We start from the raw sequence: 25507 nt of genomic DNA on the forward strand, positions 1-25507 counted from the left end.
CTTTCGACGGTGGAGGGGCGGTCCATCAGATGACACAAATAATCCTATATGACACAAAGTGTCATTAGCAAGTGCGTTTGTCCGGGAAAGCCGCTTCACATGTCTATCCGACTGAAATTGCTGCGCAAGAAACTGGGGATCACCCTTGAGGTGCTGGCTGAAAAATCCGGCATGACCAAGAGCTACCTGTCCAAGGTCGAGCGTGGCCTGAATACGCCGTCGATCGCCGCCGCGCTGAAGCTGGCGCGGGCGCTGAACGTCAATGTCGAGGAGCTGTTCGACGGCGAGCAGGAAGGCCAGGCGCGCTATAGCCTGGTACGTCGCGGCGAGCGCCAGGCGCTGGTCGGCAACGGCCAGGGGCCGGGTTACGCGGTGCTCACCTCCCAGGTTGGCCAGCGCAGCCTGTTGCCGTTCTTGATCCAGCCCCCCACCGAGTTCACTGATCCGACCTTCAAGGAGCACGAGGGCGAGGAGTTCCTGTTCGTCCACGAGGGCCAGGTGGAGGTGGACTTCATGAGCGAGCGGGTGCTGCTGGAGGCGGGCGACGCCCTGCATTTCAACGCCCAGACCCCACACCGCCTGCGCTCCGTGGGCGAACGCCAGGCCCAGTTGTTGGTGGTGGTGCAGGGCGGGGAAGGATGAGGGCAGGGCGATGATCGAGGCCTCGCGGTTTTGGCGTGACCCTGCCTTGCCGTTTGTCGAGGCCCGGCGCGTGGGGGATGGGCGCCAGGTGTGCTATGCCGCGCATTCCCATGAGAGCTTTTCGATCGGTGTGATCACGGGCGGGCGCAGTAGTTATCTCACGGGGGATGCCCGGCATGAGATCAGCGCTGGCAGCACCGTGTTGATGAACCCTGGCGTGGTTCATACCTGCAACCCGATCCAGGGGGAGCCCTGGTCGTACCTGATGCTGTTTGTCGACCTGCCGTGGCTGCAGCAGCATGGCTTTACCCTGCCGGAGGTGACGCTCAGCACCTCGTCGGGGTTATACGGTCGGTTGCTTGAAGTGTTTGCCGGCCTGTTCGACGACCAACCGGCCTCTGCCAAGGAGGCGCTGCTGGTTGCATTCTTCGCAGCGCTGCCTGGCTATTGCGATGAGCGAATGGGCCAGCGCAGGGCGGAGCATCCGCGGCTGGAAATGGCTGCCGCGTTCATCCGCGCCCATCGTCTGGATCCGCTGACCCTCGAAGACATCTGCAGCGCGGCGGGGCTTTCCCGTGCCTACCTGATTCGCGCTTTCGGCAAGTGTTTCGGGCTGACACCCCACGGCTATTTGCTTGACCAGCGGGTGCAGCACGCCCGCGCCCAACTGCGCCTGGGCCGGCCGATTGCCGAGGTGGCGCTGGAGGCCGGGTTTGCCGACCAGGCGCATCTGCAACGGGCGTTCAAGCGGCACCTGGCGGCGACGCCGGGGCATTACCGGGCAGGTTGAGGCAGGGCGCTCAATGGCAACCCAATCGCGGGGCAAGCCCGCTCCCACGCAAGCCCGCCCCCCACTCTGCGGTCTTGCGTGGGAGCGGGCTTGCCCCGCGATGCGGTCGTGACGGAAATTCAACCCGCCAGCAGATACCCCGCACTCGCCACCAACAACAGCGCCAACCCGCGATTGAACAAGCGCAACCGCCTTGGCTCCCCCAGATACTGCCGAATCACACTCCCGGCCCACGCCCAACTGGCCACCGAAACAAAACAGATTGGCCCATAGATCCAGGTGAACAGCCACAACAGTTGCTGCTCGCCAGCGGTATAGGCACCCACCCCGGCCACCGCCGCCAACCAGGCCTTGGGGCTCAGCCACTGCATGGCCGCGCCGTGCCAGGCAGTGGGCGCCCGTTGTTCGGCGTCGGCCTGCAATTGGCCATCGTCACTGGCCAGTTTCCAGGCCATGTACAGCAAAAAGAGCACGCCACCCCACAGCAACAGGTGCTGCAGCCACGGCCAGCGCAGCAGCAGCTCATGCAGGCCCAGGCCGGTGAGCACCAGCAGCAGGCAGAAACCCAGGGTGGCGCCGGCGGCGTGCCCGAGGCTGGCGCGCAGGCCGTGACGGGCGCCGCTGCCCAGCGCCACGATATTGACCGGGCCTGGGGAGATGGAGGCCGCCAAGGCGAAGGCGGCCATCGACAGGGACAAGCTCATGCGCAGATTCCTTGCAATGATGGAGTGCCGTCATGATCGACGACAGGTCCGGCGCAGGTATTGAACAAAAATGCTCAAGGCCGCTGTTACAGATTTTGTAATAGTTTCGCGCTGTGGGAAAAAGCTGCTTCGATTGTAGGATCGTCATCCCTTTTTCTGATCAAGGTCTATATGAGCACCTTCGCGGAGCCCCCCAGTTTCTGGCCGTCCCGGCCATCCTTCCTCCGTCCTCGTGACGCCGCCCTTGTGAGTACCCGCTAATGGAATGGCTAGCCGACCCCACGGCCTGGCTGGGCCTGCTGACGCTTATCGTCCTCGAGCTGGTGCTGGGTATCGACAACCTGGTGTTCATCGCCATCCTCGCCGACAAATTGCCGCCCCATCAGCGCGACCGCGCGCGGGTTATCGGCCTGTCGTTGGCGCTGATCATGCGCCTTGGCCTTCTGGCCAGCATCTCGTGGATGGTCACCCTGACCGCCCCGCTGATCGAGGTGTTCGGCAAGACCTTCTCCGGCCGTGACCTGATCATGCTGTTCGGTGGTGTGTTCCTGTTGTTCAAGGCCACCATGGAGCTGCACGAAAGGCTGGAGGGCCATGTCGCCCAGTCGGGTGGCGTGACGCGGCATGCGGCGTTCTGGCCGATCGTCGCGCAGATCGTGGTGCTCGATGCGGTGTTCTCGCTGGATGCGGTGATTACCGCGGTGGGCATGGTCGAGCATCTGTCGGTGATGATGATCGCGGTGATCTTCTCGATCGGCATCATGATCGTCGCCAGCAAGCCGCTGACTCGCTTCGTCAACGCCCACCCGACAGTGATCATGCTGTGCCTGGGCTTTTTGATGATGATCGGCTTCAGCCTGACCGCCGAAGGCCTGGGCTTCCATATCCCCAAAGGCTACCTGTACGCGGCCATTGGTTTCTCGCTGCTGATCGAGCTGTTCAACCAGCTGGCCCGCGCCCGCCGCAAGCGCAGCGTGCAACAGCACCGACCGCTGCGTGAGCGTACCGCCCATGCCGTGCTGCGCCTGATGGGCGGACGCCGGGTGGAAGCTGACGAGGTGGGTGAGGAGATCGCCGACCTGGTTGAGGATGGTAGCGAGCAAGTGGTCTTCGACCGTCGCGAGCGGGTGATGATCAGTGGCGTGCTGAACCTGGCCGAGCGGCCGATCCGCACGGTGATGACGGTGCGCGCCAAGGTCGATGCCATCGACCTGGCGCAACCGGCCGAGGTGATCACCCAGGCGTTGATCAACTCCTCGTACTCGCGCCTGCCGCTGATCCGCGGCGGTCGCATCGAGGAACCGCTGGGCTTCGTGCACAAGAAGGAACTGCTCAAGGAGCTGCTGGCCGGCAACCAGCCAGACCTCGAGGCCCTGGCCCGGGCGCCGCTGAACCTGCTGGAGAGCTTCAGCATCCTCAACGCCCTGGAGCAGATGCGTGGGCAGTCGACGCACATTGCCTTCGTGGTCAACGAGTTCGGTGATTTCACCGGTGTGCTGACCATGACCGACATCCTCGAATCGATCGCCGGCGAGCTGCCGGACGCCAGCGAGGTCGAAGGGCCGGGTGTGGTGGAAGAGGCGGGTGGCTTCGTCGTCAGCGGCGCCCTGAACCTGGCCCAGGTGCAGGCGCGTACCGGCTTCGTGGCCCGTGCCACCGAGGACTACCAGACCCTTGCGGGCCTGGTGATGAGCTTGCTCGACCGCCTGCCGGTGGTCGGTGACCGCCTGCAGTGGAACGGTTGGAGCATGACCGTGGTGGCGGTGGAGGAGCGGCGCGTGCGCCAGGTGCGCCTTACACCGAGCGCCGACGCTGACGCAGCAGGTGCTTGATGCCTTCGAGCACCAGCACCAGCACTGCGGCCCAGATCGGTAGATAGGTCAGCCACTGGTCCGGGCCGATGGTTTCGCCCAGCAGCAGGGCGACGCCCACCAGCAGCACCGGCTCGACGTAGCTGAGCAGGCCGAACAGGCTGAACGGCAGCATGCGGCTGGCCAGCACGTAGGCGATCAGGGCGCTGGCGCTGATCGCCCCGAGCAGCGGGATCAGCCAGTAGAGGTTCTGGTGTTGCGCCAGGTCCTCGGCTGACAACGGGCCCTGGACCACGAAGTACAGGGCCCACGGCAGCAGCAGGCACATGTCGCACCACAGGCCGCCCAGGTGATCGGTGCGGCAGCGACGGCGCAAGACGAAATAGATCGGGTAGCCGATCGTCACCAGCAGCGTCTCCCAGGCGAAGCTGCCGTTCTGGTACAGCTCGTGGCCCACGCCCAGGGCTGCGCAGCTGACCGCTACCTTTTGCAGGCGCGACAGGCGCTCGCCGTAGACCAGGCGGCCGGTCAGCACCATCGCCAGTGGCAGCAGGAAATAGCCCATCGACACCTCCAGGCTGCGCCCGTGCAGCGGCGCCCAGAGGAACAGCCACAATTGCACCCCCATCAGCCATGAGGTGCCGACCATGCCCAGCAGCAGCAGGGGCGTGCGGCGTACCCGCGCCAACAGTTCGCCTACCCGCTTCCAGTCCTTGGAAATCAACATGAACAGCGTCAGGCAGGGCAGCGTCAGCAGGGTGCGCCAACCGAAGATTTCCTCGCCGTCGAGCGGTGCGAGGAGGGAGGTATAGAAATACATCACGGCGAACAGACAGGACGCCATGACCGATGAAACGATGCCTTTTGACACGAATGCCTCGAAGAACGGGAAGGGTGAGCGGGCGGATCAGCCGCGCATGATCTCAGGGGGCGCGCCTTGCGGCAACCGCAGCCTGCCCGGGCGCGTGGCCAATGCCATGAGCAGTTCGCTGGCGGGCATTGGCCGTGCGTACAGATAACCTTGCTGGAAGTCCACCCCGTGGCGCTCCAGATAGTCGCGCTGCACCGCGGTCTCGACCCCTTCGGCGACGATGCCCAGCCCAAGCTTGGCCGAGAGTTCGATGATGGTGTCGAGGATATGCTGCGAAAGCGCATCGCCACCGATCATGGCGACGAAGCTCTGGTCGATTTTCAGGTAATCGATCTTGAACTGACGCAGGTAGTTGAGGCTGGACTGGCCCGTTCCGAAGTCGTCGAGGGCGATCATGACACCCATCTCGTGCAGTTTTTCGAACAGCTCCAGGGTCACCGGGGTGGGTTCGATCAGTTTGCGTTCGGTCAGCTCGAGGGTGAGTACCACACGCCCGGGCGGGAAGTGCTGGAGGAAGGTGCGGCAATCGTCGAGCAGGCCAAGGTTGCGGCAATGATCGGCGGTGATGTTGATCCCGACGTGAAAGCCATCGTCCAGCAGCGCTACATGGGGTGCCAGGGTTTGTGCGGTGTTGAGCATCAGGGCGCGGGTCATGGCGACGATCTGCCCGCTGTGTTCGGCGTAGGGGATGAACAGGTCCGGGCGTACCAGGCCCTCGCGCGGATGCTGCCAGCGCATCAGCACTTCGACCCCTGCCCAGTGATAGTCGCCTCTGCGCACCACGGGCTGGAAGTACGGCAGGAACTCGCCGGCTTCGAGCGCACGGTCGAGTTCGGCGCGGGGAGAGGTAGCGCGGCGTATCTGCCACCGGCAGACGCTACCGGCCACCACGCCGAGTACCAGCAGCAGGCTGAGCAGGGCCGGGTAGCGCGAGCGCATCAACTCGCCCAGCTTGCCCGCGGCGTAGCCGCCCTGCACGCTGAACGGGTAGCGTGTCGAGGAGACGCTGGCGGGGGCGCTGGCCGCGACTGGCGGTGTGCCTTGGTGCACCAGGCCTTGCTGGCCCATCCAGTGGTTGCCCACCCGCACCAGCAGCTCATCATCCTGGGCGATCAGGCGCAGGGCCGTCAGCAGGTGGCTGCCGTCCACCGTGGCGATTGCCCCGCGATCACCCTCGCTGACCCGGTAAACCAGCAGTGGATGGCCCGGCGTGACGGAGTTGCCGTCCATCAGCCAGAGCTGCCCGTCGGTGTAGTCGCGCGCATCCACCGGCTCGTCGAAATTGCCGAACAGCGAAGTGCAATACAGGTTGTCGCGGTCGAACAGGCTGGTGGAGCGCACGAACGCATTGCGCGTGACTTCTATGCGCAGTGCCAACTGCACGTCTTCGCAGGGCTGGCCGGCCTTGGGCAGCAGGTGGTTCGCGGCGCTGGACAGGCTGTCTAGAATCATCTCGATGTGCCCGACCACTTCGCGTGCGGTGGCCTGGCTGTTGGCCTGCAGTTCGCGCTCGGTCTGCCAGCGGGTCACGGCCAGCCCGCAGACCAGCGGCAGCACCCCGACGGCCCAGGGCAGCAAGGTGCGCCAGCTCCAGCGGGCAGGGCGTTTGGTGGTCAGGGGCATGCGTAGGTGTATCCAATGGCGGACGGGTGTGTCAGCGGCAAGGATAGCCGTTTGTCGGTGAAGCCTACGAACTAAAACGCGACAAACAAATTTACGCAATGTAGAATTGCGTTACGAATACAACAATAAGGTTCTCCGCCAACCGGAGAATCAAGCCCGCCGAGAATGGGTCCCCATGAAAAACCCTGCATTCAAGCTGATCATTGGTGCCTATCTGGCCCGCAGCGTGCGCGGCATCCCCTGTTCGCCTCCTGTTCCGTTCGCCATCGCAAGCCAGTAATCCAACCGTTTTTTGCTGCAGATGAGGACACGAACATGGCAGATATCTTCGAAAACCCGATGGGCCTTGAAGGCTTTGAATTCATCGAGCTCGCCTCGCCGACCCCTGGCGTGCTGGAGCCGGTCTTCCAGATCCTCGGTTTCACCAAGGTGGCGACCCACCGCTCCAAGAATGTGCACCTGTACCGCCAAGGTGGCATCAACCTGATCCTCAACAACGAACCGAAAAGCGCCGCCTCGTACTTCGCCGCCGAGCACGGCCCGTCGGTGTGCGGCATGGCTTTCCGCGTGCGCAACGCCCATGAAGCCTATGCCCGCGCCCTGGAGCTGGGCGCCCAGCCGGTGGAAATCGAGACCGGCCCGATGGAGCTGCGCCTGCCGGCGATCAAAGGTATCGGTGGCGCGCCGCTGTACTTGATCGACCGTTACGAAGAAGGCAGCTCGATTTACGACATCGACTTCAAGTTCATCGACGGTGTCGACCGCAACCCGGTCGGCGCTGGCCTGAAGATCATCGACCACCTCACCCATAACGTCTATCGCGGGCGCATGGCCTACTGGGCCGGCTTCTACGAGAAGCTGTTCAACTTCCGCGAGATCCGCTACTTCGACATCAAGGGCGAGTACACCGGGCTGACCTCCAAGGCCATGACCGCGCCGGACGGCATGATCCGCATCCCGCTCAACGAAGAGTCGTCCAAGGGCGCGGGGCAGATCGAGGAGTTCCTGATGCAGTTCAATGGCGAGGGCATCCAGCACGTGGCCTTCCTCACCGACGACCTGCTCAAGACCTGGGATGCCCTCAAAGGCTTCGGCATGCGTTTCATGACCGCGCCGCCACAGACCTACTACGAAATGCTCGAAGAGCGTCTGCCGGGTCACGGCGAGCCGGTCGACCAGCTGCAGTCGCGTGGCATTCTGCTGGACGGTGCTTCCGAGGCGGGCGACAAGCGCCTGCTGCTGCAGATCTTCTCGGAAACCCTGCTGGGCCCGGTGTTCTTCGAGTTCATCCAGCGCAAGGGTGACGATGGCTTTGGTGAAGGCAACTTCAAGGCACTGTTCGAGTCGATCGAGCGTGACCAGGTTCGTCGTGGCGTGCTGAACGTCGAATAATCGACTCAACGCTATCCATCGCGGGGCAAGTCGCATCGGTGCGCCGATGTGACTTGCCCCGCGATGCTTTCAGCCAATCTTTGCCTTGGCCAGGAACTTGAGCGTCGCCTGGGCCACGCCGGCAGTGGACGCCGGGTTCTGCCCGGTGATCAGGCCTTTGTCTTGAACCACGAAGGGTGCCCACGGGTCCTCCGCTTTCTGGTACTCACCACCCCGTGCGCCGAGTTCGTTCTCGGTAAGGAAGGGCACTTCCTTGTCCAGCTCTGCCAGTTTCTCTTCGATATTGGAGAAACCGGTCACCGCCCGACCTCTGAGCAACAGGGTGTTGTCGCTGAGTTTCACATTCAGCAGCCCCACGGCACCGTGGCAGACCGATGCCACAACCCCGCCACGTTCGTGAATGCGCCGCGCCAGGTCCTGCAGCGGCTGGTTTTCGGGGAAGTCCCACATCACGCCATGGCCACCGGTGTAATAGATGGCGCTGTACTGCTCGGCCTTGACCTCGCCGGGGCTGAGGGTGGCGCCCAGGCGCTTCATGAAGGCCTTGTCGTCGTACCACTGCCAGTCCAGATCCGGGGCCATTTGCAGGCTGTGCGGGTCGATCGGTACGTAGCCGCCCGCCGGGCTGACATAGTCGACCGTGAAGCCAGCCCGCTGCACGGGGTCGACGAAATGCACGGCTTCACCCAGCCACAGGCCTGTGGCGCGTTTGATGTTGGGGTACTTGGCGGTATTGGTCAGCACGACCAGGATCTTCTTGTTCATGTGCGCATGCCCATCCAACCCAAGGGGGCCGGTTGCCCGGCGGAGGGAAAAACCCTCTGAGCATAGCCGTCACTGGGCGTGGCGCCATGACCGGCTGGCGTTGTGCTAGTCTCGAGCCATTCATGTGCAGCCAGGAAGTCACCATGACAACGGACAAGTTCATGCAAGCGGCCATCGACGAAGCCCGCAAGGGGCTGGCGGAAGGCGGCATTCCAATCGGCTCGGTGCTGGTACACGACGGCAAGATCATTGGCCGTGGCCACAACCGCCGGGTACAACAAGGCAGCGCCATCCTGCATGGTGAAATGGATGCTCTGGAAAATGCCGGTCGACAGCCTGCCAGTGTCTATAAGGAAGCCACGCTCTATACCACCCTGTCGCCCTGTGCCATGTGCAGCGGCGCGATCCTGCTATATGGCATAAAACAGGTGATCATCGGCGAAAACACCACGTTCCTTGGTGAAGAACAGTTGCTGGCCAGCCGAGGCGTAGGTCTTGACGTGCGCCACGACGAGGACTGCAAAAAGATGATGCGTGATTTCATCGAGGCCAAGCCGCAACTGTGGAATGAAGACATTGGCCGCTGACCACTCTGTGCAAGGAGCCGCGCAGATGATTCACCTGGCGCCTATTTCGAGCGCTGAGAACGTGGCAAGCGCCCAGATCAGTAGCTTCAACTGGGGGGCAACGCCATTGGGCCCCCTGACACGATGGCCCCCAGCCTTGCGCATCGCCGTCGACATGCTGCTGCTTTCCGCCTACCCCTGTGCCCTGGTCTGGGGCTCGGCGCTGACGGTGATTCACAACGAGGCCTATCCCATCCCCCAGGGTGAGCGCTCCCATGCCCAGGGCGACAGTTTCGACGCGCTCTGGGCAACGGCCTGGGACGACATGGGGGCTGCTGTTTTCCAGGCGCTGGAAGGGCAGGGCAGCCTGGCCGAGAACAGCCTGCTGACGGTCAACCGCGACGGGCGCCCCGTCCAAGCCTGGTTCACCTGCAGCTATTCACCTATCCGCGACGACCAAGGCGCGGTGGTGGGTTTCCTGCACGCGCTGATCGAAACCACCGCCAGTGTCGAGCGCACCCGCGAATGGCGCGAACTGGCGCAATCTTTCGAGGCACAACTCTCGCGCTATATGGCCGAGAGTGAGCATACCTGGCAGTTGTCGCCCGACGTGATGTTGATGCTCGACACCGAGTTGCGCGTGCGCTTGGCCAATCCGGCCTGGCTTCGGTTGTCGGGTTGTACGGATGAGCAGCAAACGCCGGTCCCGCTGCTGGAGCTGATCCACCCAGCCGAGCGTACCGAAACCAGGCTGGCCCTGATGGCGCTGATGCAGGGGCATGACACCCCGGCCTTCGAGGCCCGCGTGCGCCAGGGTGAAGGGCATTATTGCTGGCTACGCTGGCATGCTGTGGCGGGCCAGGCGCTGCCGATCCTGATTGGCCGCAACATCACCGAGGAGCGCCAGTCCGTCCAGCGCATGGCCGAGGCAGCGGTGCGCGAGAGCCAGCGCATGGAGTCGGTGATCAAGGTGGCGGGCGGCCTGGCCCATGAAATGAACAACGTGCTGTCCGGGGTCGGCAGCAGCCTGGAACTGCTTGAACGGCGCCTGACCCAAGGGCGCCTTGAGCGCTTGGACAGCTACGTGCAGGTGGCCCGCGAATGCGCCCAGCGGGCCATCGGCCTGACCCAGAACTTGCTGGCTTTCGCCCGCAGCCAGCCGCTGTCGCCCAATCCACTGGACATCAACCAGCTGATACGCGAGGCGCAGCCGATGCTCGAGCAGTGCGCCGGCGCCGAGATGCACCTGCACTGGGAGCTGGACATCGCGCCCTGGCCCGTCCAGCTCGACCCCGACCAACTGCGCAACGCCTTGCTGCACCTGTGTGCCAACGCCCGCGACGCCTGCCTTGGCCGGGGCAGCCTGTCGATCCGTACCGGCAATGAGCGCCTGGCTGGCGCGACCGCCGGACTGCCGGCGGGCGACTATGTGATGGTCCAGGTCGAGGACGATGGCCATGGCATGTCAGCTGAAGATGTGGCGCGTGCATTCGAGCCGTTTTTCACCACCAAGCCCCTCGGGCAGGGCTCGGGCCTGGGGTTGCCCATGGTCCATGGCTTCGTGCGCCAGTCCGGCGGCCAGGTGTGGATAGAGTCGAGGTTGCAGCACGGTACTCAGATTGTGCTGATGTTTCCTCGTTATTCGGGCAGCCAGCCGATACCCGAACCCCCGACGATCACGAGGGAGGCAAGGCAGGGCGAGCGTGTGCTGCTGATCGATGACGAGCTCAACCTGCGCGGGTTGATCAAGGAGATACTGGTCGACCGCGGTTTCGAGGTGTGCGATGTGACCGATGCCAACAGCGCGCTGGGGCAGTACCGTCATGCCGGCCCATTCGATCTGGTGATTACCGACATCGGCTTGCCGGGCGGCTTCAACGGACGTCAGGTGGCCAGGGCGATGCGCATGATCAATCCCGAACAGAAAATCCTGTTCATCACCGGCTACACCGAGGATCCGGTGGAGCAGCAACTGCTCGACGAGCCTGGTACTGCCTTGCTGCTCAAACCGTTCTCGCTGGAGAGCCTGGTCATCCAAGTCGACCGCATGCTGCTGGCCTGATCCTGCTCAGGGCGCCACCAGCATCCGCGCGACCTGGTTGCGTAACTGTTCCAGGGCGAAAGGCTTGCGCAACAACTGCATCCCTGTGGCCAGAAACGCATCGCGAGCCATCGCGGTTTGCGCAAAACCGGTGATGAACAGCACTGGCAGCCCGGGGCGCAGGCGACGGGCGATTTCCGCCAGTTGCCGGCCGTTCATGCCCGGTAGCCCGACGTCGCTGATCAGCAAGCCGAACGGCTGCGGCGAATGCAGCCAGCGCAGCGCCTCACTGGCATTTTGCGCCGCACGACAGGGGTAGCCCTCTTCGAGCAGGGTCCGTTCGACCAGTTCGCGCACATCCGGGTCATCTTCCACCAGCAGGATGTCCTGGCAATCACCGGCAGCTTTCACTGCAGCGGCTTTGAGCGGTGGCGGGCTGTCAATATGGCGTGGCAAATACAGGCGCACCCGGGTCCCTTTGCCGATCTGGCTGTCGAGCGCCAGGTAACCCCGTGACTGCCTGCAGAAGCCGTAGACCATCGACAGCCCGAGCCCGACACCCTGGCCAGTCGGCTTGGTGGTGAAGAACGGCTCGATGGCATGCTCCAGGGTGGCTTGCGACATCCCCTGGCCACTGTCGCGAATGCTCAGGCACAGATAGTCACCGTGGGCCAGGCCGACGTTGGCGAACTGCCCGTTGGTGACCTGGACGTTGTCCGCCTCGACGTTCAGCAATCCGCCGCTGGGCATGGCCTCACAAGCGTTGAGCAAGAGGTTGTCCAGGGCCGCTTGCAGTTGCTCGCCATCGGCGCTGGCTTGCCACAGTTGTGTGGCCAGGCGCACTTGCAGCTCGATGCCTGTACCCAGCTTGGCGGCCAGGGCATCGGGTGCCAGCAGCGGGCGCAGGTCGATTGCCTGGCACTGCAATGACTGGCGAGCGGAGAACGCCAATAGACGATGGGTCAGCAGGGCAGCGCGGGCCACGGCTTGCTGGCCCAGGCGCAAGGGTGGTTCCAGGCCCTCGCTGCGGCCTTGACGCAGGCGTTTGTCGATCAGCTCCAGGCTGCCACCGATGCTGGTCAGCAGATTGTTGAAGTCATGGGCCACTCCTCCGGCCAGTTGGCCGATGGCTTCCATCTTGCGTGTTTGCTGCAGTGCCTGGTCGTCGGCCTGTTGTTGCTGCGCCAGGGCTTCGAGCTGTTCGCACAGGTCGCGTGCCTGATATTGCCGGCGGCGAGCCCGCAGCGCCCACAGGGCCAGGCTCAGCAGTTGCTCGTCAGGGTAGGGTGGGGCAAGCGGCAGCAGGTTGCCTGGCACTGCGCTGGTGTCGGCCTCGGCGCGGCTGGTGAGCAGCACCACAGGCAGGTCGGACCAGCCAGGCTGCTGTTCGAGGTAGCGGTGCAGGGGGGATCGCTGGTTGCGCGGCAGCGCCTGCTCGATCACCACGAGCAGCCCGGCACCCTCACTGAGCCAGCGGCCAAGGCGCCGCACATCGGCGGTGCGCCGGCTATGGATACCGGCTTGCCGGAGTAATCGGCAGGTGCTTGACCCCACCTGGGCAGGCGCCAGGACCAGGGCGCGTTCTTCCACAGCCAGGCATGCGGCCAAGAGTGCTCTCCTGTGACGATGGGCACGCCGTGATGGCGTTACCGCCTTCCTTCTCCTATCACTGGACCTTCGTCGCGGGCCAGGGGTTCAACCGGATTGTGGAAGGTGTCACAGGCCTTGTTGCAGCAACGGGTCGTCCGGGTTCTGCCGCTCGAGCTCGGCCAGCAGTACCTGGACGTTTTGCAACTGCCCGGTCTCCTTCCAGTACTCGATCAGCAACACCCGCGCCCGGCGGTTGGCGGGCTGGCGGCTGAGCAGCGTCTGCAGTTGTTGCTGCGCGGCCTGAACCTGCTCCAACTGGTGCAGGGTGACGGCAAGGGTGTAGCGGTAGTCGCTGTTCTCCGGCTCCAGCTCGACCGCGCGCGACAGTGCCAGCAGGGCGTATTCGTGCTGGTCGTGGCGGGTCAGCCACAAACCCAGCTGGTACTGCAGGAAGGCCGAATCCGGGCTGAGCGCCAAGGCCTTGCGCAGCACCTCGCGAGAGGTGTCGTGGTGGCCCTGGTGTTCCAGCAGGCGCACCTGGGTCGCCAGGGCGTCGAGGTTTTCGGGGGCCAGCGCCAGGGCGCGGGCGAGCGCCGCGCCTGCGGCGTCATAGGCCTGCTCGTGCATGTACAGGCGCGCCAGGTGAACCTGTGCGTCGGCGTCCTCGGGTTGTTGTTCGAGGGTTTGCTGGTACTGCTCCAGTGCTTGCTGCAGCGGGCCGAAATACAGGCCGATGGCGTCCGGGTCGAGGCCGAGCAACGCGTCCACCGCGGCAAAGCGCACGCTCTGCTCGTCATCGTCAAGCAAAGGCCCCAGCACCAGGCTGCGTTGGGCGGCCGGCAACAGCCGGCGGATGCTGGCGATGGCGGCGCGACGCACCAGAGGGTCGCTCTGTTCCAGATCCTGCTTTGCCAGTTTCAGCGCCTGGGGTGACGGATAGTTGGGCAGCTCGGCGTACAGGGCGGCGCGGCGGATCGCCGGCAGGTCGTTACGCTGCAGCTGCTGGTACAGCACCCGCGCGGCGCCCGGCTGGCCTTCATGGGCCTGGCGCAGGGCCTTGGCATAACTGTGCGGCGGCAGCGTCGGCGGGGCCGATTGCGGGGCCCGCCACAGGTAAGCGAGCACGCCTGGCACCAGGATCAGCAGCAACAGGGCGATCAGGATAAGCGGGCGGCGTGGCATCGGGCAGTCCGTGGCGGCGGGAAGGCCAGAGCTTGGGACAGCCGGCCAGTAAATGCAACGGGCGAGGAGTCGGGTATGATGCGTGCCTTTCCCAAGCATTGAGGCCTGACCCATGTCCCTGAGCGCTGAACAGACCGGCGAATTTCGCGCCTTCGCCGAGCAGCTGGCCGATGCCGCGGCCGTGGCGATCCAGCCGTACTTTCGTGCCAGCCTTGACGTCGAAGACAAGGGCGGGCGCCTGTACGACCCGGTGACCGTGGCTGACAAAGCCGCCGAAGATGCCATGCGTGAGCTGATCCAGGCGCGATACCCGGCACATGGCATCCTCGGCGAGGAGCATGGCGCAGCCGTTGGCAGCAGCCCGCTGACCTGGGTACTCGACCCGATCGACGGCACCCGCGCCTTCATCACCGGCCTACCGCTGTGGGGCACGCTGATTGCGCTCAACGATGGCACTCGCCCGGTCATCGGGGTGATGAACCAGCCGTTCACCGGTGAGCGTTTCGTCGGCACCCCCGAAGGTGCATGGCGCAGCGGTACGCCCCTGAAAACCCGGGCCTGCGCCGACCTTTCGGCGGCTACGCTGATGTGCACCACGCCAGACATGTTCGACAGCGCCGCGCGCAAGGCCGCCTTCGAGCACGTGGCCGGCCAGGCCAGGCTGATGCGTTATGGCGGCGACTGCTACGCCTACTGCATGCTCGCTTCGGGGTTTGTCGACGTGATCGTCGAGGCCAGCCTGCAACCCTACGATGTGCAGGCGCTGATGCCGATCATCGAAGGCGCCGGCGGGGTGATCACAGCTTGGGATGGCAGTACCGCACAGCACGGCGGCTGCGTGGTGGCCTGTGGCGACCCGGCGCTGCATGCGCAGGTGGTGGAGATGCTGCGCCACGCCATGTGACGGGCACCGGCCATCGCACTTTTTTGCTTTTGCGGGCTCTATGCTTGGCCAGGCTACGCCGACCCCCGGTGCGGCCATTGACCAACCCCGGTGCCGATGGCCGCAAAACGACTCGATATTCTCCCGCGCGGCCTGCTGCTGGCAGGCGCCCTGATCTGCCTGGGGGCCTGCACCCAGCAGCAGGGCCGCGACATGCTCAAGCAGATCGGCAACGGCAAGCCCGACGAGCTGTTCCAGACCAGTGTCGACCGCATGGCCACGCTGTCCATGCGCGACAACCTGCAAAGCCTGTACCTGCTGATGGACAAGCTGTACCTGCGCAATCCCAGCCAGTGGAAGCAGTCTGGCTATCTCGACGCCACCACCGCCGCCCGGCAGATCCGCATCGCCATCGAGCAGCGCCAGCCCTTGGCGCAACTCGGTGAGCGGCGTGACCTGGCAGCCCTCAGCCATGCCCTGAGCCCGGAGTTCAGGGGGGATCGGGTCGGTGCCTTCATCTACGCCATCGGCAGCATGCTGGTCACCGCCCACGGCGGACGTACCGAGTTCTACATGACCGACACCCTCGACCCGCTGTTCATCAACAACGCCGCGCGCAATATCGAGAAAGCCACCTGGATGCTCAGCCAGCGCCAGGATGCCAACGGCGTGCTGCTGCTGTTCTCTAACGAGATCTCCGAGCAGGGCAGCAACCTGAGCTTTGCCGTGGAGTTCGGCAAGGTGGTCGCGCGCCTCGACCTGCTGGCGCAGATGCTCGACGAGCGCTACCGGCGCATCGGGCTCAACTATGCGCAGAGCCTGCTGCTGTTGAACTTCCTCCCGGTGCAGTGAGTTGTGCGGTAATCGAACGCCGGGCCTGTGCCAGTGTCCGCTGTCCGCCCGCCGTTTGCCTTGGTCGCATTGCCCTCGATCCTGCTTTTTGCTTAGTGTGACGCTCAGCATCCGACCGTCGCCTGCCCCAGTACCCCGATGACGGTTGGTTAGAATGACCGTGAACGACCGCAGCCACATGCCCACAAGGCGGTAGGCCGCGGCGCCCATAACAATAATGATGGCGAGTGCCTTGCCCATGGAAAGCCGCCTGTTGAGCGAGCAAAGCTGCGTGTTCCACCGCGCTGACCCTTACGCGGTGTCCGACTACGTCAACCAGCATGTGGGCCAGCACCACATTGGCCTGTCCCGCACCACCCATCCCCAGGCCAGCTTGAGCCATCGCAAGTTCGCCGAACTGGACCTGTGCCGCATCAGCTATGGCGGCAGTGTGCGGGTTACCTCGCCGGCGCTGGAAACCATCTTCCACCTGCAGGTGCTGCTCAACGGCAATTGCCTGTGGCGCGGCCACCAGCGTGAGCACCATCTGGTGCCGGGCGAATTGCTGCTGATCAACCCGGATGACCCGGTCGATCTCACCTATTCCGATGACTGCGAGAAGTTCATTCTCAAGGTGCCGGTGCACCTGCTCGACTCGATCTGCGATGAGCAGCGCTGGCAGCGTCCCAGCGGCGGCGTGCGCTTTGTACGCAACCACTACCGGCTGGAGGAACTGGACGGTTTCCTGAGTCTGCTGGGAATGGTCTGCAACGAAGCCGAGGTCAGCGATTCGCTGCCCAGGGTGCAGGGTCACTACAGCCAGATCGTCGCCAGCAAGCTGCTGACGCTGATGAATACCAATGTGCGCAAGGACACCCTGGGTGGCACGCAGGCCAGCCTGGAGCGAATCCTTGAACATATCGAGGGCAACCTGAAACTTGAGTTGGCAGCTGAAACCCTGGCCGAGCAGGCCAACATGAGCCTGCGTTCGTTGTACGGCCTGTTCGACCGACAGCTGGGTACCACGCCCAAGCAGTACATCCGCCAGCGCAAGCTGGAACGGGTCAACGCCTGCCTGAGCGATCCACGCTGCACGGTACGCAGCGTGACCGAACTGGCACTGGATTACGGTTTCCTGCACCTGGGGCGGTTTGCCGAGAGTTACCGGCAGCGGTTTGGCGAGCTGCCGTCGGAGACCTTCAGGCGCCGGGCGTGATCCGAACAGGCAAAGGGCTGCACAGCAGCCCCTTGCGATCTTCAGTTCACGCCACGTCAACCAGGACGATTTCGCTGTCCTCCAGCGCCGTCACCGTCAGCACCGTTTCCTCTTCGATGGCCACGCCATCTCGGGCCTTGGCCTGCAACCCGTTGACCTCGACCCGGCCCTTGGCCGGCACCAGGTAGCCGCGTCGGCCTTGGTCGAAGCGGTACTCGGCGCTTTCCCCGGCGCGCAGGGTGGCCGCCACCAGGCGGGCGTCGGTGCGGATCTGCAGGCTGTCGCCATCGCCTTCGCGGCCACTGGCCAGGGTCACGAAACCTTCGCCACGTTCACCCTTGGGGAACGGGCGGGTGCCCCAGGACGGCGCGTCACCGACTTTTTCCGGAATGATCCAGATCTGGAAGATCCGCGTATCGACCTTCTCCTGGTTGTATTCGCTGTGCACGATGCCGCTGCCGGCACTCATTACCTGCACGTCGCCCGCTTCGGTACGGCCCTTGTTGCCCAGGCTGTCCTGATGAGTGATCGCGCCTTCGCGGACATAGGTGATGATTTCCATGTCACGGTGCGGGTGCGAGGGGAAGCCGCTGCCGGCGGCGATCAGGTCGTCGTTCCAGACCCGCAGGTTGCCCCAGTGCATGCGCGCCGGGTCGTAGTACTCGGCGAACGAGAAGTGGTGGTGGGCGTCAAGCCAGCCATGATTGGCGTGGCCAAGGCTTTCGAAGGGTCGCAGTTGCAGCATGATGGTGCTCCTCTGAATTCGCTGGAATGGGGCCATGATCTGCGTTTTAAATATCGAAAAAAAGCGTAAATATCGGCTAATTAAGATCAGTTAAATAGATATTTATTATGCGATACAACATGCGATTCATCGCCTAATCCACTGATACAAAAGCATTCGCTGGCGCTTTTTGGCGGATGAGGCGAACATGCCCGCTGTTTCGATTTTCAATGGAGTGACCGTGCCCCACGAGCAGCCCCAGGCCCCGGCCAACCTGACCCCGCCCGCCCAATTGCCCTGGCTGCGCCGCCTGGCCGCGCGCCTGCTTGGCCGTGGCCTAAGCCGTCTGCAGGCGCAGCACCGCGATTCGTGGTTCCTTGGTCATGCCATCGGCCAGCGCAACGGCCATGCCGACGGTTTGCGTGACGGGTACGAACGTGGGCGCTCGGACGGCTACGAAGCAGGGCGTCAGGTCCTGGTGATTCGTGATACGCGCCCGGACACCGCCGCAGTGCCTGGCCAGGACGACAAGCTGTTCGACGACTGGCGCCTGCCGCTGAGTGCCGAGCTGAAGAAGCGCTTCAAGGCCGACGTCGCCCAACGTCTGTCGGCCGAGGCACAGCCCAGCGCCGCGCAGTGGAAGCTGATCCTCAGCGACACGCCGTCGACCTGCGTGGTCGCTGGTGCCGGCGCCGGCAAGTCGACCTCGCTGGTGCTGCGCATCCTGTTGCTGCGCCACTACCTGGGCTTCGAGCTCGATGCCATGACCGTGGTGACCTTCACCCGCGAGTCACGCAAGGACTTCATCCAGCGCCTGCTGCAGGTGTTCGCGTTGTGGCAGGTCCCGTTGTCGCCGGCACAGGGCCGTGAGCTGGTACGCACCTTCCATTCGCGCATCCTGCCGCTGGTTCGCAGCCTGCCGGGTTTCGCTCAGGTGCGTGCCTTCGAAACCCTCGGCAACGAGATGCCTGCGGGCTTTGAAGCGAATGCCGACAGCAACCCCTTCGACCTGCGCCTGAATGACGCCCAGCGTCAGCAGTTGAACCTGGCCTACCGGGACCTGCTGGCAGAGAGCCCGCGTTTCGCCGCCTTGATCGGCCAGCTGCGGCAGGAGGCGCTGTTGCTCAAGCCACTGGACCCGGATCACCCGGATGTACAGAAGCGTGTGCAGGTCACCCAGCTGGCCGCGCAGCGCGACGAAGAACTGTGCGACGTGATCGAGGACCTGTGGTTCGCGGCGGGTGCCTGGCCGATCAAAGGCATCGAGCCGTGCCGCGACACGGTGCAGATCCGTGGCAGCCGTTTCCATGTGCACGGTCGCCTCGAGGGGCTGGATGCCTGGGTGGTACTGGGCTTTGACCCCAACGAGAGCGCCCAGTACCAGCGCCCTGGAGCAAAGCTTGCGGTGCGCGCGGAATGGGCGGTCAAGCGCACGCTGTTCCAGGCGTTCAGCGACAAACCGGTGATCTGGCTGGACAACTACGCCTCGGCCAGGCGCCTGGCGGCCTCGCTGGCAGGGGATGCCGTGGCCGGGCCCGGCTTCGAATACAAGGTCAAGGGTGAACTGGCCCCGGCGCCGCTGCTCGACGCCTTTGTCACCGCGGCCAGTTTCATCGAAAACCTGGGCCTCGACGTGAATGCCGCAGTGGCCGCCATGAGCTTCCCGCCGGGTGACAGCGATGGGCCGTTCTTCGAGGCGCTGGCCCTGTACTGGAAAGCTTTTGAAGCCCACCTGATGGCCCAGTCACCGCCGGTGATGACCTACAACCGCATGTTCGCCCTGTTCGGCGAGAACAACCCGGAAAACCTGCAACTGTTGCCCGACCCCTTGTTGCGTCCGCTGGCACACCTGATGATCGACGAGTTCCAGGACGTCTCACCGCAGATCGTCAGCTGGCTGCGCGCCTGCCTTGGGGAAATCCGCCGACGTGGGCCAGCGATGAACCATGGCCGGGTGGCGCAGCATTCGTCGTTGATGTGCGTGGGTGACGACTGGCAGTCGATCTACGGCTGGCGCGGCAGTTCGCCCAAGTACTTCATGGAGTTCACCAAGGTGTTCCCGTCACCCGCCAACACCCGGGTGATGCTGGTGGAAAACTACCGCAGCCAGCAGTCCATCATCGACGCCGCCGAGCATCTGGTAAAAGGGACGCCGACCATCAGCGGCAAGAAAGCCAAGGCCAGCGGGCAGGCGGCCGCACTGCCATTGGCACCTGTACGGGTGTTCGAGCGTGACGAGGCAGCGCTGGCGCAGACCTTGATCGAGCACTATGAACAGGGTGAAACAGTGATGATGTTGTTTCGAAAAAGTAGCGATAAGCTATTGATGGAACAGCATTTATTGCCAGTACTTAAAGCTGATTCTAGCTTGCCTTCCGGGCAGCGCCGGCTCAAGCAACTGACCTACCACAGCGCCAAAGGCCTGCAAGCCGACGCGGTGTTCATGCTCGGTGACTGCCAATACTTGACCAGCTCGCCGTACAAAAACCAGGTGTACCGCCTGGCCGGGCTGGGCAAACCGGGCGACGCTCAGGCGTTCGATACGGCGCAGCAGGAAGAAGTGCAGCGCCTGGCCTACGTGGCTGTCACGCGGGCCATCAGCCACTGCTACTGGCATGTGGAAAAGCCCAACGGCGAGGCTGTGAATCAGCCTCGCGCGTCGAGCCAGGTGCAGGGGCGGCAGGCCTTCTTCGAGGACCTGCGCGGTCAGTGAGGGGTCAGTTGCCTTTGTCCAGGGGGGTGGTCAGCTCGAGGTACAGGCCGTCCTCGTCGTTCTCCAAGCCCAGGGCCATGCGCTGCATGCCCGTTACATACTGGCCTTCGTCGATCGCCAGGCGCCTGGGCTGCTCTTGCGCATCGAGCGGGCTCTCGCCCAGGGCGCTGGTCAGCGCCTCGACCACTGGTTGCTCCAGAGTGCCTTGCAGGTCGCTGTTGTCCAAGCACGATTCGAGGTAATCCAAACCTGCGTCCCAGCGCTCTCGCAACCCATCGAAACGTGCCTGATACTGTGCGCGCAGCAGCCTGCGCCAACTGGAGTGGCGCGATACTGCCTGACGGCGACCTTGTAGGTCGGCGTCGCGCTCGCGGACGGTTTCTTCCACCCTGATGGACAAGGGGCCATCGATTTTCGCTATGTCGCGGTACAGCATTTTCGGCTGCAGCTCAGGGAAGTCGAGTTCCTTTGCCAGTTCGCTGCGCAAGGTCAGCCGGATCTCGATCAGGTCCAGGCCAATCCCGAGCTCATCCAGCAGCATGGCATCGGTGATGGTGTCGGAGCGATACAGTGCGGGCAGGGTCGGCGCCTTGCCGCGCTCGGCAGCTGGCTGTGCCTCCCAGTGACGTCGCTCAAGCAGGCCGGTGCGCCTGTTCTCCCGCGCGTTGCGGATGTCCATGGCCAGTTCGTTGACCTGGTCCCGTCGGTAGAGGCTACGGAAGAAGTCGAACAGTTTTGGGGGCGCATTCGGTTGGCCGTCGGCCCGGTCGTAGGCCATGACTTCGATCTGCAAGGTACCGAAGGCATCGGCGCCGGCATCGCCACAGGTGACCGGAAAGGTCCCGGCAACCTCATTCAGGCGCTCGCGCAGTTGCGTATCTTCGGCTGCACGCGCCAGCAGTTGCCAGATCTGTTCGGCAAGCGCCGAGGTGTTCTCCTGCGCAGCACGGGACATGCCCACCAGTTCGATGGCCTGGCGCAAGTCGGGGTATTGGTCATCGCCGAACAGGTTGTCCCAAGTTTCCTGCTCCTGCGCGCTGGCGGTTTCCCGCCAATTAACCTGTTGCGCGTCGGCCTGCTCCAGATCTGCCTCTGCCGCAACGCCAACCCTGGTCAAGCGCTCTCGCAACCGAGTGTTCAGCGGGTTGTAGTTGAGCAGCAGTTGTTGACCCTCCAGGTGGAAACGCAGGTTGCGCATGAAGTGCGTGCGCAGCAGCGCATCTGGATCGGGGACAGTCGCGATCCGGTTGTTGCTCAGGTTTACCTGGCGCAACACGCCGATTTCGTTTTCCATCAAGTTGTTCAGCCCGGTCGGCCAGGCGCTCAGTTCGCAGTGTTCCAGGTTCAGAGTCTGCAAGCTGATCATTCTCGACAGGTCAGGGCTGAGCCGCAGCGGATTGCCACCCAGGTTCAGCTCGCGCAACCGCCGTATGTCAGCGAAGAGGGGGGCCCTCGCGGCATCCAGGGTGATGTCGTTGCGGTAAAGGTCCAGTTTGGAGAGCTTCGGCAGCTTGGCCAATGCCAGCAGATCCGCGACGCTCAGGGTCAGCTCGTTGCGCCTTAGCGAAAGCGCTTCGAGCTCGGTGAGCTCTGGCAACACCTCTCGCGCGGAGCCTGGCAGTTCCAATAGCAGGCAGCCTTCAACATGCAGCTCGCGAAGCTTCGGGGCATGTTGCAGGGCCTCGAATAGAGACGAGGCTTGCAGGTTTGGACTGCTTTGGATATGCAACCGCTCGAGCGAGGGGAACGACTGTAGTAAGTCTCGGGGAATATTGGCGAGGTTGACGTTGTCCAGGCTGAACGTGGTGATATGGTCAAAGCGAGCGGACATGGCGGGCAGCTCGATGATAGCGGCGTCCAGGTTGGCCAGCTCGAGCGTATTGCCATCGAGGCGATGCCAGCAACGAATCAGTTCGTGGGCTATTTGCTGGGTATTTCGCTGCCCGTTTTCAGCAGTTTGCTCCACCCATTGCGCCAGTTGCGTGCGCAGCGTGGTGATTTCCTGAGCCATGGCTTTTATCTGGCTGGGGACGTCCCCTCGGCTGCGCAGGGTGGCCAGCAGCTCGCCCATTTGCCTATCGTTCAGCGCCGGAAAAAGCCCTTTGAGTTCGTTTTTCAGCTTGGAGCCCGAGCCCCACGGGCTCAGCGGGTAACCCAGGCGTCCGTCGCTCAGGCGCATGGGCGGGCGGAAATTCGCCCGGATGGCCTGCTGGCCAAGCAATCGCGACATGCCGGAGCGGTCGGCCAGCGCAGCTTTGAGCACCTGCTTGGCGGTCCACTCGGGATGCTGGGTCAGCAGGCTTTTGCGGATTAGCCTGCTATCGGCATTCTCCAGAGTTGGCCGATGGAGGCCCAGCAGCGCACGGTCCATGCGTACGCGCGCCTGCAGGCCGCGTGCCTGTTCAGCGACTCGCAGCGGCACTCGTTCGGCGAGCAAGCGGGCGCGTTCTGTGCTGCGGGTTGCACCGACGATATCCTCGAGGGTGTTCTGCGGCAGCGTTGGGAATTGCTTGCCCAATACCTGGGCTGCCGGGCTCAGTGGCGAACGCAGGCCAAGGTAGAGGCTGTCGAACAGATGTTGACGCTGGGCAAGGAGGTGATCGGCCAACAGGTCCTGTAGCGCCTGCTGGCGTTGCCCGGCTGTCGTGCCCTCGGGCAGCAGCCTGGCAAGGCTGGCCTCGTCGAGGTGGTCGAGGACAATGCGCGCCAGGTCGCCCCTGTCCAGATCGGAGCGGGTCAACGGAATTTCCCGGTCACCCAACCGGTCACGCCCATATCGGGTGACGTTGCCCCAGGGTTCGGGGCCATCGTACACCTTGATCAGAACGTCTTCGGGCCAACCAGCCAGGCTGCTGAGGGCGGATGCGGCAAAGCTCTTGTAGGCGGCCAGTGGCCGGCCATCCCGAGTGCGGGCGATGATGTCGTCGGCCTCAAAATCCTTGCTCAGGCGCAGCAAGGCATCTTCAAGGAGTGTCGGTAGCGGCTCACCGTCGGCGAGCACGGACTCCAGTGTTCCACGGTCGAGGCCTGTACAGTCGAGCACGGCGAGCAGGTCGGCGTCGCTCAACAGGTCGGTGGAGGGCCCCAGGCGACGCAGCAATTTCGGCGTTGGCCAGTCCGTAACGCGCTCGTGCGCCAGGCGCCAGGCACCCTTGCCATTGCCGTGCAGGGCTGGCCGGTAGGCGGTCGGGTCTTGCGGGTGGAGCAATTCCCAATGCCCATTCGTGTTCTTTTGCACTTCGAAGGTTTCACCGTCGAGACGGACGAAGTCCTGGTCGTCGAGCTTGTACAAGCCTTGATCGTTCGGCTTCAGTTCGGCAGGTATCACCACCTGGCTACGGTAGGCGGTCAGTTGCGGGTGCCACAACTTCTCCTTGCCCTCGATAGTGATTGTTTCCAGCCAGTCGACGAAGCCGGAGGATTTGATCAGCTTGGCGGCGGTTCCGATCACCACGGCGCTGGCCGCGGTGAGGGCCAATGACTCGACCTGTGCCACTGCCTCGGCGTAGTCGCCCTCTTGCCAGGCCTCGAAGGCATGAAAGATGTTCCCCATCAGCTGTACGGCAAACACACCCAGCATGACGACATCGAGCCCCGGCACGAACAGGGCGGCGACATTGAGCACGTTCATCCCAAGTTCTTCCCACGAATCCAGGAGCGCCTGGCGGGCCTTGGCGTCGGCATCGGCGGTGGGTACCGCGATTGCCCGGGCATTGTCCTTGAGAGCGAGAACATGAGCGTCGTACAGATTGTCCCAGTACGGGGCGGTGATTTGCCGCTCGCGAATACCCAAGTCCGGTGGGTTCACGGGGCGAATGCCGGTAGGCAAGCGTCCCGGCGGCGGCGAAACCACGACGGCAGTTTTGAGCAACGCCTTGTCGAGCTCAACGCCCATTTTGGGGCGATCACCTTGCCCTATGTGTTCCAGAAACCGCTGGCGATAGTCGTTGTTGCGCAGACGATCGATCAAGTGGTTGGTCAGTTTCTCCAGGCTGGTGAACTCCTGGAGCGGGCAGTCATCGTCGAAAGGCAGGTAGGCGATCACGTTCTGATCGGTCGAGGTGGCCGGCCCGAGCAGCATTGCGTCGTTGACCTGCATCCCGAGCACCTTGAGGCTACGTACGGTGATGGGATGCCTGCCATAGCGGGGCGTCGCGCCTTCGGTACAGAAGTAGCGCAGCGCCTCGTAGCCCAACTGCGTGACGCGGTTGCGGATGAGCGCGATCAGTGCCTGTACGGTCAGCTCGGCGCGCTGTGCGTTGACCCATGCTGCTCGCACCTGCCCCTTGCGCGTGCCGTCGAACACGCTCTCCAGATGCGTCTGGTAGCGCTTGCCCAGGTCTAGCTTGCGGCAGCGCGTGACGAAACTGATGACGCTCAGGCCGGGTACGCTGGCAGGGTCGCGGGGGCTGACTTGCAAGGTACTGAACGGGCCGACTTCGCTCATGCCTTCGAAATTGTGCATGGCTGCTTCGAGCAGGCTGCGCGTGACCGGGGTGCCGACTGGTTCGGCGATCCACTGCGGTTGGTAGGCGCCTCCTGGCAGACCCAGCTCTTCCAATCCCGGCACGTTCTCCAGGTCGCCTGTGCGAACCATCTCGAATGGCTGGTAGCAATACTGCGCCTCGGTCAGCGGCACATTGATGTGCAGCGCATTCTTGAGCAGGGGTTCGCAGAACTGCGGCAATGTCTGCAGTTCGCTCAGCGCTTGCGCCAGGCGCTTACGACTGACGGTGCGCTGGCGGATGGCCTCGCGCAGTTGCAATTGATGGTCCGCTGATGCCGTGCTGAACCATGGGGTGGGTTGCCCGTTTTCCTGGATGTGCTCGTTGTGAGCGTGGCGCATCAGGCGGTTGATGTGCTTTGGGTGCAGTTGACGGGTCCAGTCCGGTATGCCGTTCAGGATTTGTTGCTGGTGGTAAGGGGTGGCTGGGGTTTCCATGTTCATTCCTGAAGTTTTTTTGGGGGTTCCATCCAACACCGCATGGCTGCAAGCCAGGCGGTACATAGTTCACACGGTCGGTATGTCGTTGTCGGGCAGATACGGTCGTTGGCGCGCACGTCACGGTCGTCAGCAGGCCAATCCTGAGCTTCGGTGTGCGCGAAGGTGGGCGTGGGGCACCCTGCGGTGCCGGAGGATCTGGCCCTGGGCATGGCCCCGGG

The 25507-nt window shown here is 63.8% G+C and carries 18 protein-coding genes; 10 read left to right on the forward strand and 8 right to left on the reverse strand.

What is annotated here, in order from left to right:
• Positions 1 to 99 precede the first annotated feature (99 nt).
• Both LOY51_RS12340 and LOY51_RS12345 read left to right on the forward strand, forming a co-directional pair.
• Complete coding sequence (locus tag LOY51_RS12340; protein WP_110992595.1) at positions 100 to 642, forward strand: helix-turn-helix domain-containing protein; 543 nt, start codon at positions 100 to 102, stop codon at positions 640 to 642.
• Positions 643 to 652: 10 nt separating this feature from the next.
• Entirely contained in the window at positions 653 to 1432 is a 780-nt protein-coding gene (locus LOY51_RS12345; RefSeq protein WP_258646399.1) for an AraC family transcriptional regulator, read from the forward strand.
• 119 nt (positions 1433 to 1551) lie between these two features.
• Here the strand turns inward: LOY51_RS12345 and LOY51_RS12350 are convergent, their stop codons facing one another.
• Entirely contained in the window at positions 1552 to 2136 is a 585-nt protein-coding gene (locus LOY51_RS12350; RefSeq protein WP_125463900.1) for a LysE family translocator, read from the reverse strand.
• Positions 2137 to 2396: 260 nt separating this feature from the next.
• Between LOY51_RS12350 and LOY51_RS12355 the strand changes: the two genes are divergently transcribed.
• Entirely contained in the window at positions 2397 to 3968 is a 1572-nt protein-coding gene (locus LOY51_RS12355; RefSeq protein WP_125463901.1) for a TerC family protein, read from the forward strand.
• Here LOY51_RS12355 and rarD read toward each other — a convergent pair.
• Both rarD and LOY51_RS12365 read right to left on the reverse strand, forming a co-directional pair.
• A complete protein-coding gene (rarD, locus tag LOY51_RS12360) occupies positions 3931 to 4818 on the reverse strand; it encodes an EamA family transporter RarD (RefSeq protein ID WP_125463902.1) in 888 nt (295 codons plus the stop codon). The two genes, LOY51_RS12355 and rarD, sit on opposite strands and share 38 nt — an antisense overlap.
• Before the next feature lie 36 nt (positions 4819 to 4854).
• Positions 4855 to 6441 carry an EAL domain-containing protein gene (locus tag LOY51_RS12365; RefSeq protein WP_125463903.1) on the reverse strand — a complete coding sequence of 529 codons (1587 nt, stop codon included), beginning with the start codon at positions 6439 to 6441 and terminating at the stop codon, positions 4855 to 4857.
• Between the two features lie 315 nt (positions 6442 to 6756).
• Here LOY51_RS12365 and hppD point away from each other — a divergent pair, with 315 nt between their 5' ends.
• Positions 6757 to 7833, forward strand: coding sequence for a 4-hydroxyphenylpyruvate dioxygenase (hppD, locus tag LOY51_RS12370; protein WP_125463904.1), 1077 nt, complete (start codon positions 6757 to 6759; stop codon positions 7831 to 7833).
• Positions 7834 to 7902: 69 nt separating this feature from the next.
• Here hppD and LOY51_RS12375 read toward each other — a convergent pair whose 3' ends face one another.
• On the reverse strand, positions 7903 to 8598 hold the full coding sequence (locus tag LOY51_RS12375) for a type 1 glutamine amidotransferase domain-containing protein (protein ID WP_258646400.1): 696 nt from the start codon (positions 8596 to 8598) through the stop codon (positions 7903 to 7905).
• Positions 8599 to 8759: 161 nt separating this feature from the next.
• Between LOY51_RS12375 and LOY51_RS12380 the strand changes: the two genes are divergently transcribed.
• A complete protein-coding gene (locus LOY51_RS12380) occupies positions 8760 to 9185 on the forward strand; it encodes a nucleoside deaminase (RefSeq protein WP_189654567.1) in 426 nt (141 codons plus the stop codon).
• Positions 9186 to 9210: 25 nt separating this feature from the next.
• Entirely contained in the window at positions 9211 to 11226 is a 2016-nt protein-coding gene (locus LOY51_RS12385) for an ATP-binding protein (RefSeq protein ID WP_374046931.1), read from the forward strand.
• A gap of 6 nt (positions 11227 to 11232) precedes the next feature.
• On the opposite strand, the gene LOY51_RS12390 is transcribed toward LOY51_RS12385, so the two are convergent.
• Positions 11233 to 12813, reverse strand: a complete 1581-nt coding sequence (locus LOY51_RS12390; RefSeq protein WP_125858468.1) for a response regulator — start codon at positions 12811 to 12813, stop codon at positions 11233 to 11235.
• A 108-nt stretch (positions 12814 to 12921) separates the two neighbouring features.
• Positions 12922 to 13977: a HEAT repeat domain-containing protein gene (locus LOY51_RS12395; RefSeq protein WP_125463909.1), complete on the reverse strand. Its 1056-nt coding sequence runs from the start codon at positions 13975 to 13977 to the stop codon at positions 12922 to 12924.
• 112 nt (positions 13978 to 14089) lie between these two features.
• On the opposite strand from LOY51_RS12395, the gene hisN reads away from it, so the two are divergent.
• The 3 genes from hisN to LOY51_RS12410 all read left to right on the forward strand — a co-directional run bounded on the left by hisN (position 14090) and on the right by LOY51_RS12410 (position 16907).
• A complete protein-coding gene (hisN, locus tag LOY51_RS12400) occupies positions 14090 to 14881 on the forward strand; it encodes a histidinol-phosphatase (RefSeq protein WP_125858469.1) in 792 nt (263 codons plus the stop codon).
• Positions 14882 to 14977: 96 nt separating this feature from the next.
• Positions 14978 to 15712 carry a hypothetical protein gene (locus tag LOY51_RS12405; RefSeq protein ID WP_125463911.1) on the forward strand — a complete coding sequence of 245 codons (735 nt, stop codon included), beginning with the start codon at positions 14978 to 14980 and terminating at the stop codon, positions 15710 to 15712.
• Between the two features lie 238 nt (positions 15713 to 15950).
• Complete coding sequence (locus LOY51_RS12410) at positions 15951 to 16907, forward strand: AraC family transcriptional regulator (protein ID WP_125463912.1); 957 nt, start codon at positions 15951 to 15953, stop codon at positions 16905 to 16907.
• A 46-nt stretch (positions 16908 to 16953) separates the two neighbouring features.
• On the opposite strand, the gene LOY51_RS12415 is transcribed toward LOY51_RS12410, so the two are convergent.
• Positions 16954 to 17652, reverse strand: coding sequence for a pirin family protein (locus tag LOY51_RS12415; protein ID WP_125463913.1), 699 nt, complete (start codon positions 17650 to 17652; stop codon positions 16954 to 16956).
• A 187-nt stretch (positions 17653 to 17839) separates the two neighbouring features.
• Between LOY51_RS12415 and LOY51_RS12420 the strand changes: the two genes are divergently transcribed.
• Positions 17840 to 20344 carry a UvrD-helicase domain-containing protein gene (locus LOY51_RS12420; protein ID WP_258646402.1) on the forward strand — a complete coding sequence of 835 codons (2505 nt, stop codon included), beginning with the start codon at positions 17840 to 17842 and terminating at the stop codon, positions 20342 to 20344.
• A gap of 4 nt (positions 20345 to 20348) precedes the next feature.
• Here LOY51_RS12420 and LOY51_RS12425 read toward each other — a convergent pair whose 3' ends face one another.
• A complete protein-coding gene (locus tag LOY51_RS12425) occupies positions 20349 to 25286 on the reverse strand; it encodes a dermonecrotic toxin domain-containing protein (protein WP_258646403.1) in 4938 nt (1645 codons plus the stop codon).
• Between the last annotated feature and the right edge of the window lie 221 nt (positions 25287 to 25507).

Source organism: Pseudomonas sichuanensis (genome assembly GCF_024749065.1).
GTDB classification, from domain to species: Bacteria; Pseudomonadota; Gammaproteobacteria; order Pseudomonadales; family Pseudomonadaceae; genus Aquipseudomonas; species Aquipseudomonas sichuanensis.

Bases quoted from the DNA above. Each gene is read 5' to 3' on its own strand.
- LOY51_RS12340 (WP_110992595.1), top strand. From the start codon at position 100: ATGTCTATCCGACTGAAATTGCTGCGCAAGAAACTGGGGATCACCCTT.
- LOY51_RS12345 (WP_258646399.1), top strand. From the start codon at position 653: ATGATCGAGGCCTCGCGGTTTTGGCGTGACCCTGCCTTGCCGTTTGTC.
- LOY51_RS12350 (WP_125463900.1), bottom strand. From the start codon at position 2,136: ATGAGCTTGTCCCTGTCGATGGCCGCCTTCGCCTTGGCGGCCTCCATC.
- LOY51_RS12355 (WP_125463901.1), top strand. From the start codon at position 2,397: ATGGAATGGCTAGCCGACCCCACGGCCTGGCTGGGCCTGCTGACGCTT.
- LOY51_RS12365 (WP_125463903.1), bottom strand. From the start codon at position 6,441: ATGCCCCTGACCACCAAACGCCCTGCCCGCTGGAGCTGGCGCACCTTG.
- hppD (WP_125463904.1), top strand. From the start codon at position 6,757: ATGGCAGATATCTTCGAAAACCCGATGGGCCTTGAAGGCTTTGAATTC.
- LOY51_RS12375 (WP_258646400.1), bottom strand. From the start codon at position 8,598: ATGAACAAGAAGATCCTGGTCGTGCTGACCAATACCGCCAAGTACCCC.
- LOY51_RS12380 (WP_189654567.1), top strand. From the start codon at position 8,760: ATGCAAGCGGCCATCGACGAAGCCCGCAAGGGGCTGGCGGAAGGCGGC.
- LOY51_RS12385 (WP_374046931.1), top strand. From the start codon at position 9,211: ATGATTCACCTGGCGCCTATTTCGAGCGCTGAGAACGTGGCAAGCGCC.
- LOY51_RS12395 (WP_125463909.1), bottom strand. From the start codon at position 13,977: ATGCCACGCCGCCCGCTTATCCTGATCGCCCTGTTGCTGCTGATCCTG.
- hisN (WP_125858469.1), top strand. From the start codon at position 14,090: ATGTCCCTGAGCGCTGAACAGACCGGCGAATTTCGCGCCTTCGCCGAG.
- LOY51_RS12405 (WP_125463911.1), top strand. From the start codon at position 14,978: ATGGCCGCAAAACGACTCGATATTCTCCCGCGCGGCCTGCTGCTGGCA.
- LOY51_RS12410 (WP_125463912.1), top strand. From the start codon at position 15,951: ATGGAAAGCCGCCTGTTGAGCGAGCAAAGCTGCGTGTTCCACCGCGCT.
- LOY51_RS12415 (WP_125463913.1), bottom strand. From the start codon at position 17,652: ATGCTGCAACTGCGACCCTTCGAAAGCCTTGGCCACGCCAATCATGGC.
- LOY51_RS12420 (WP_258646402.1), top strand. From the start codon at position 17,840: ATGCCCGCTGTTTCGATTTTCAATGGAGTGACCGTGCCCCACGAGCAG.
- LOY51_RS12425 (WP_258646403.1), bottom strand. From the start codon at position 25,286: ATGGAAACCCCAGCCACCCCTTACCACCAGCAACAAATCCTGAACGGC.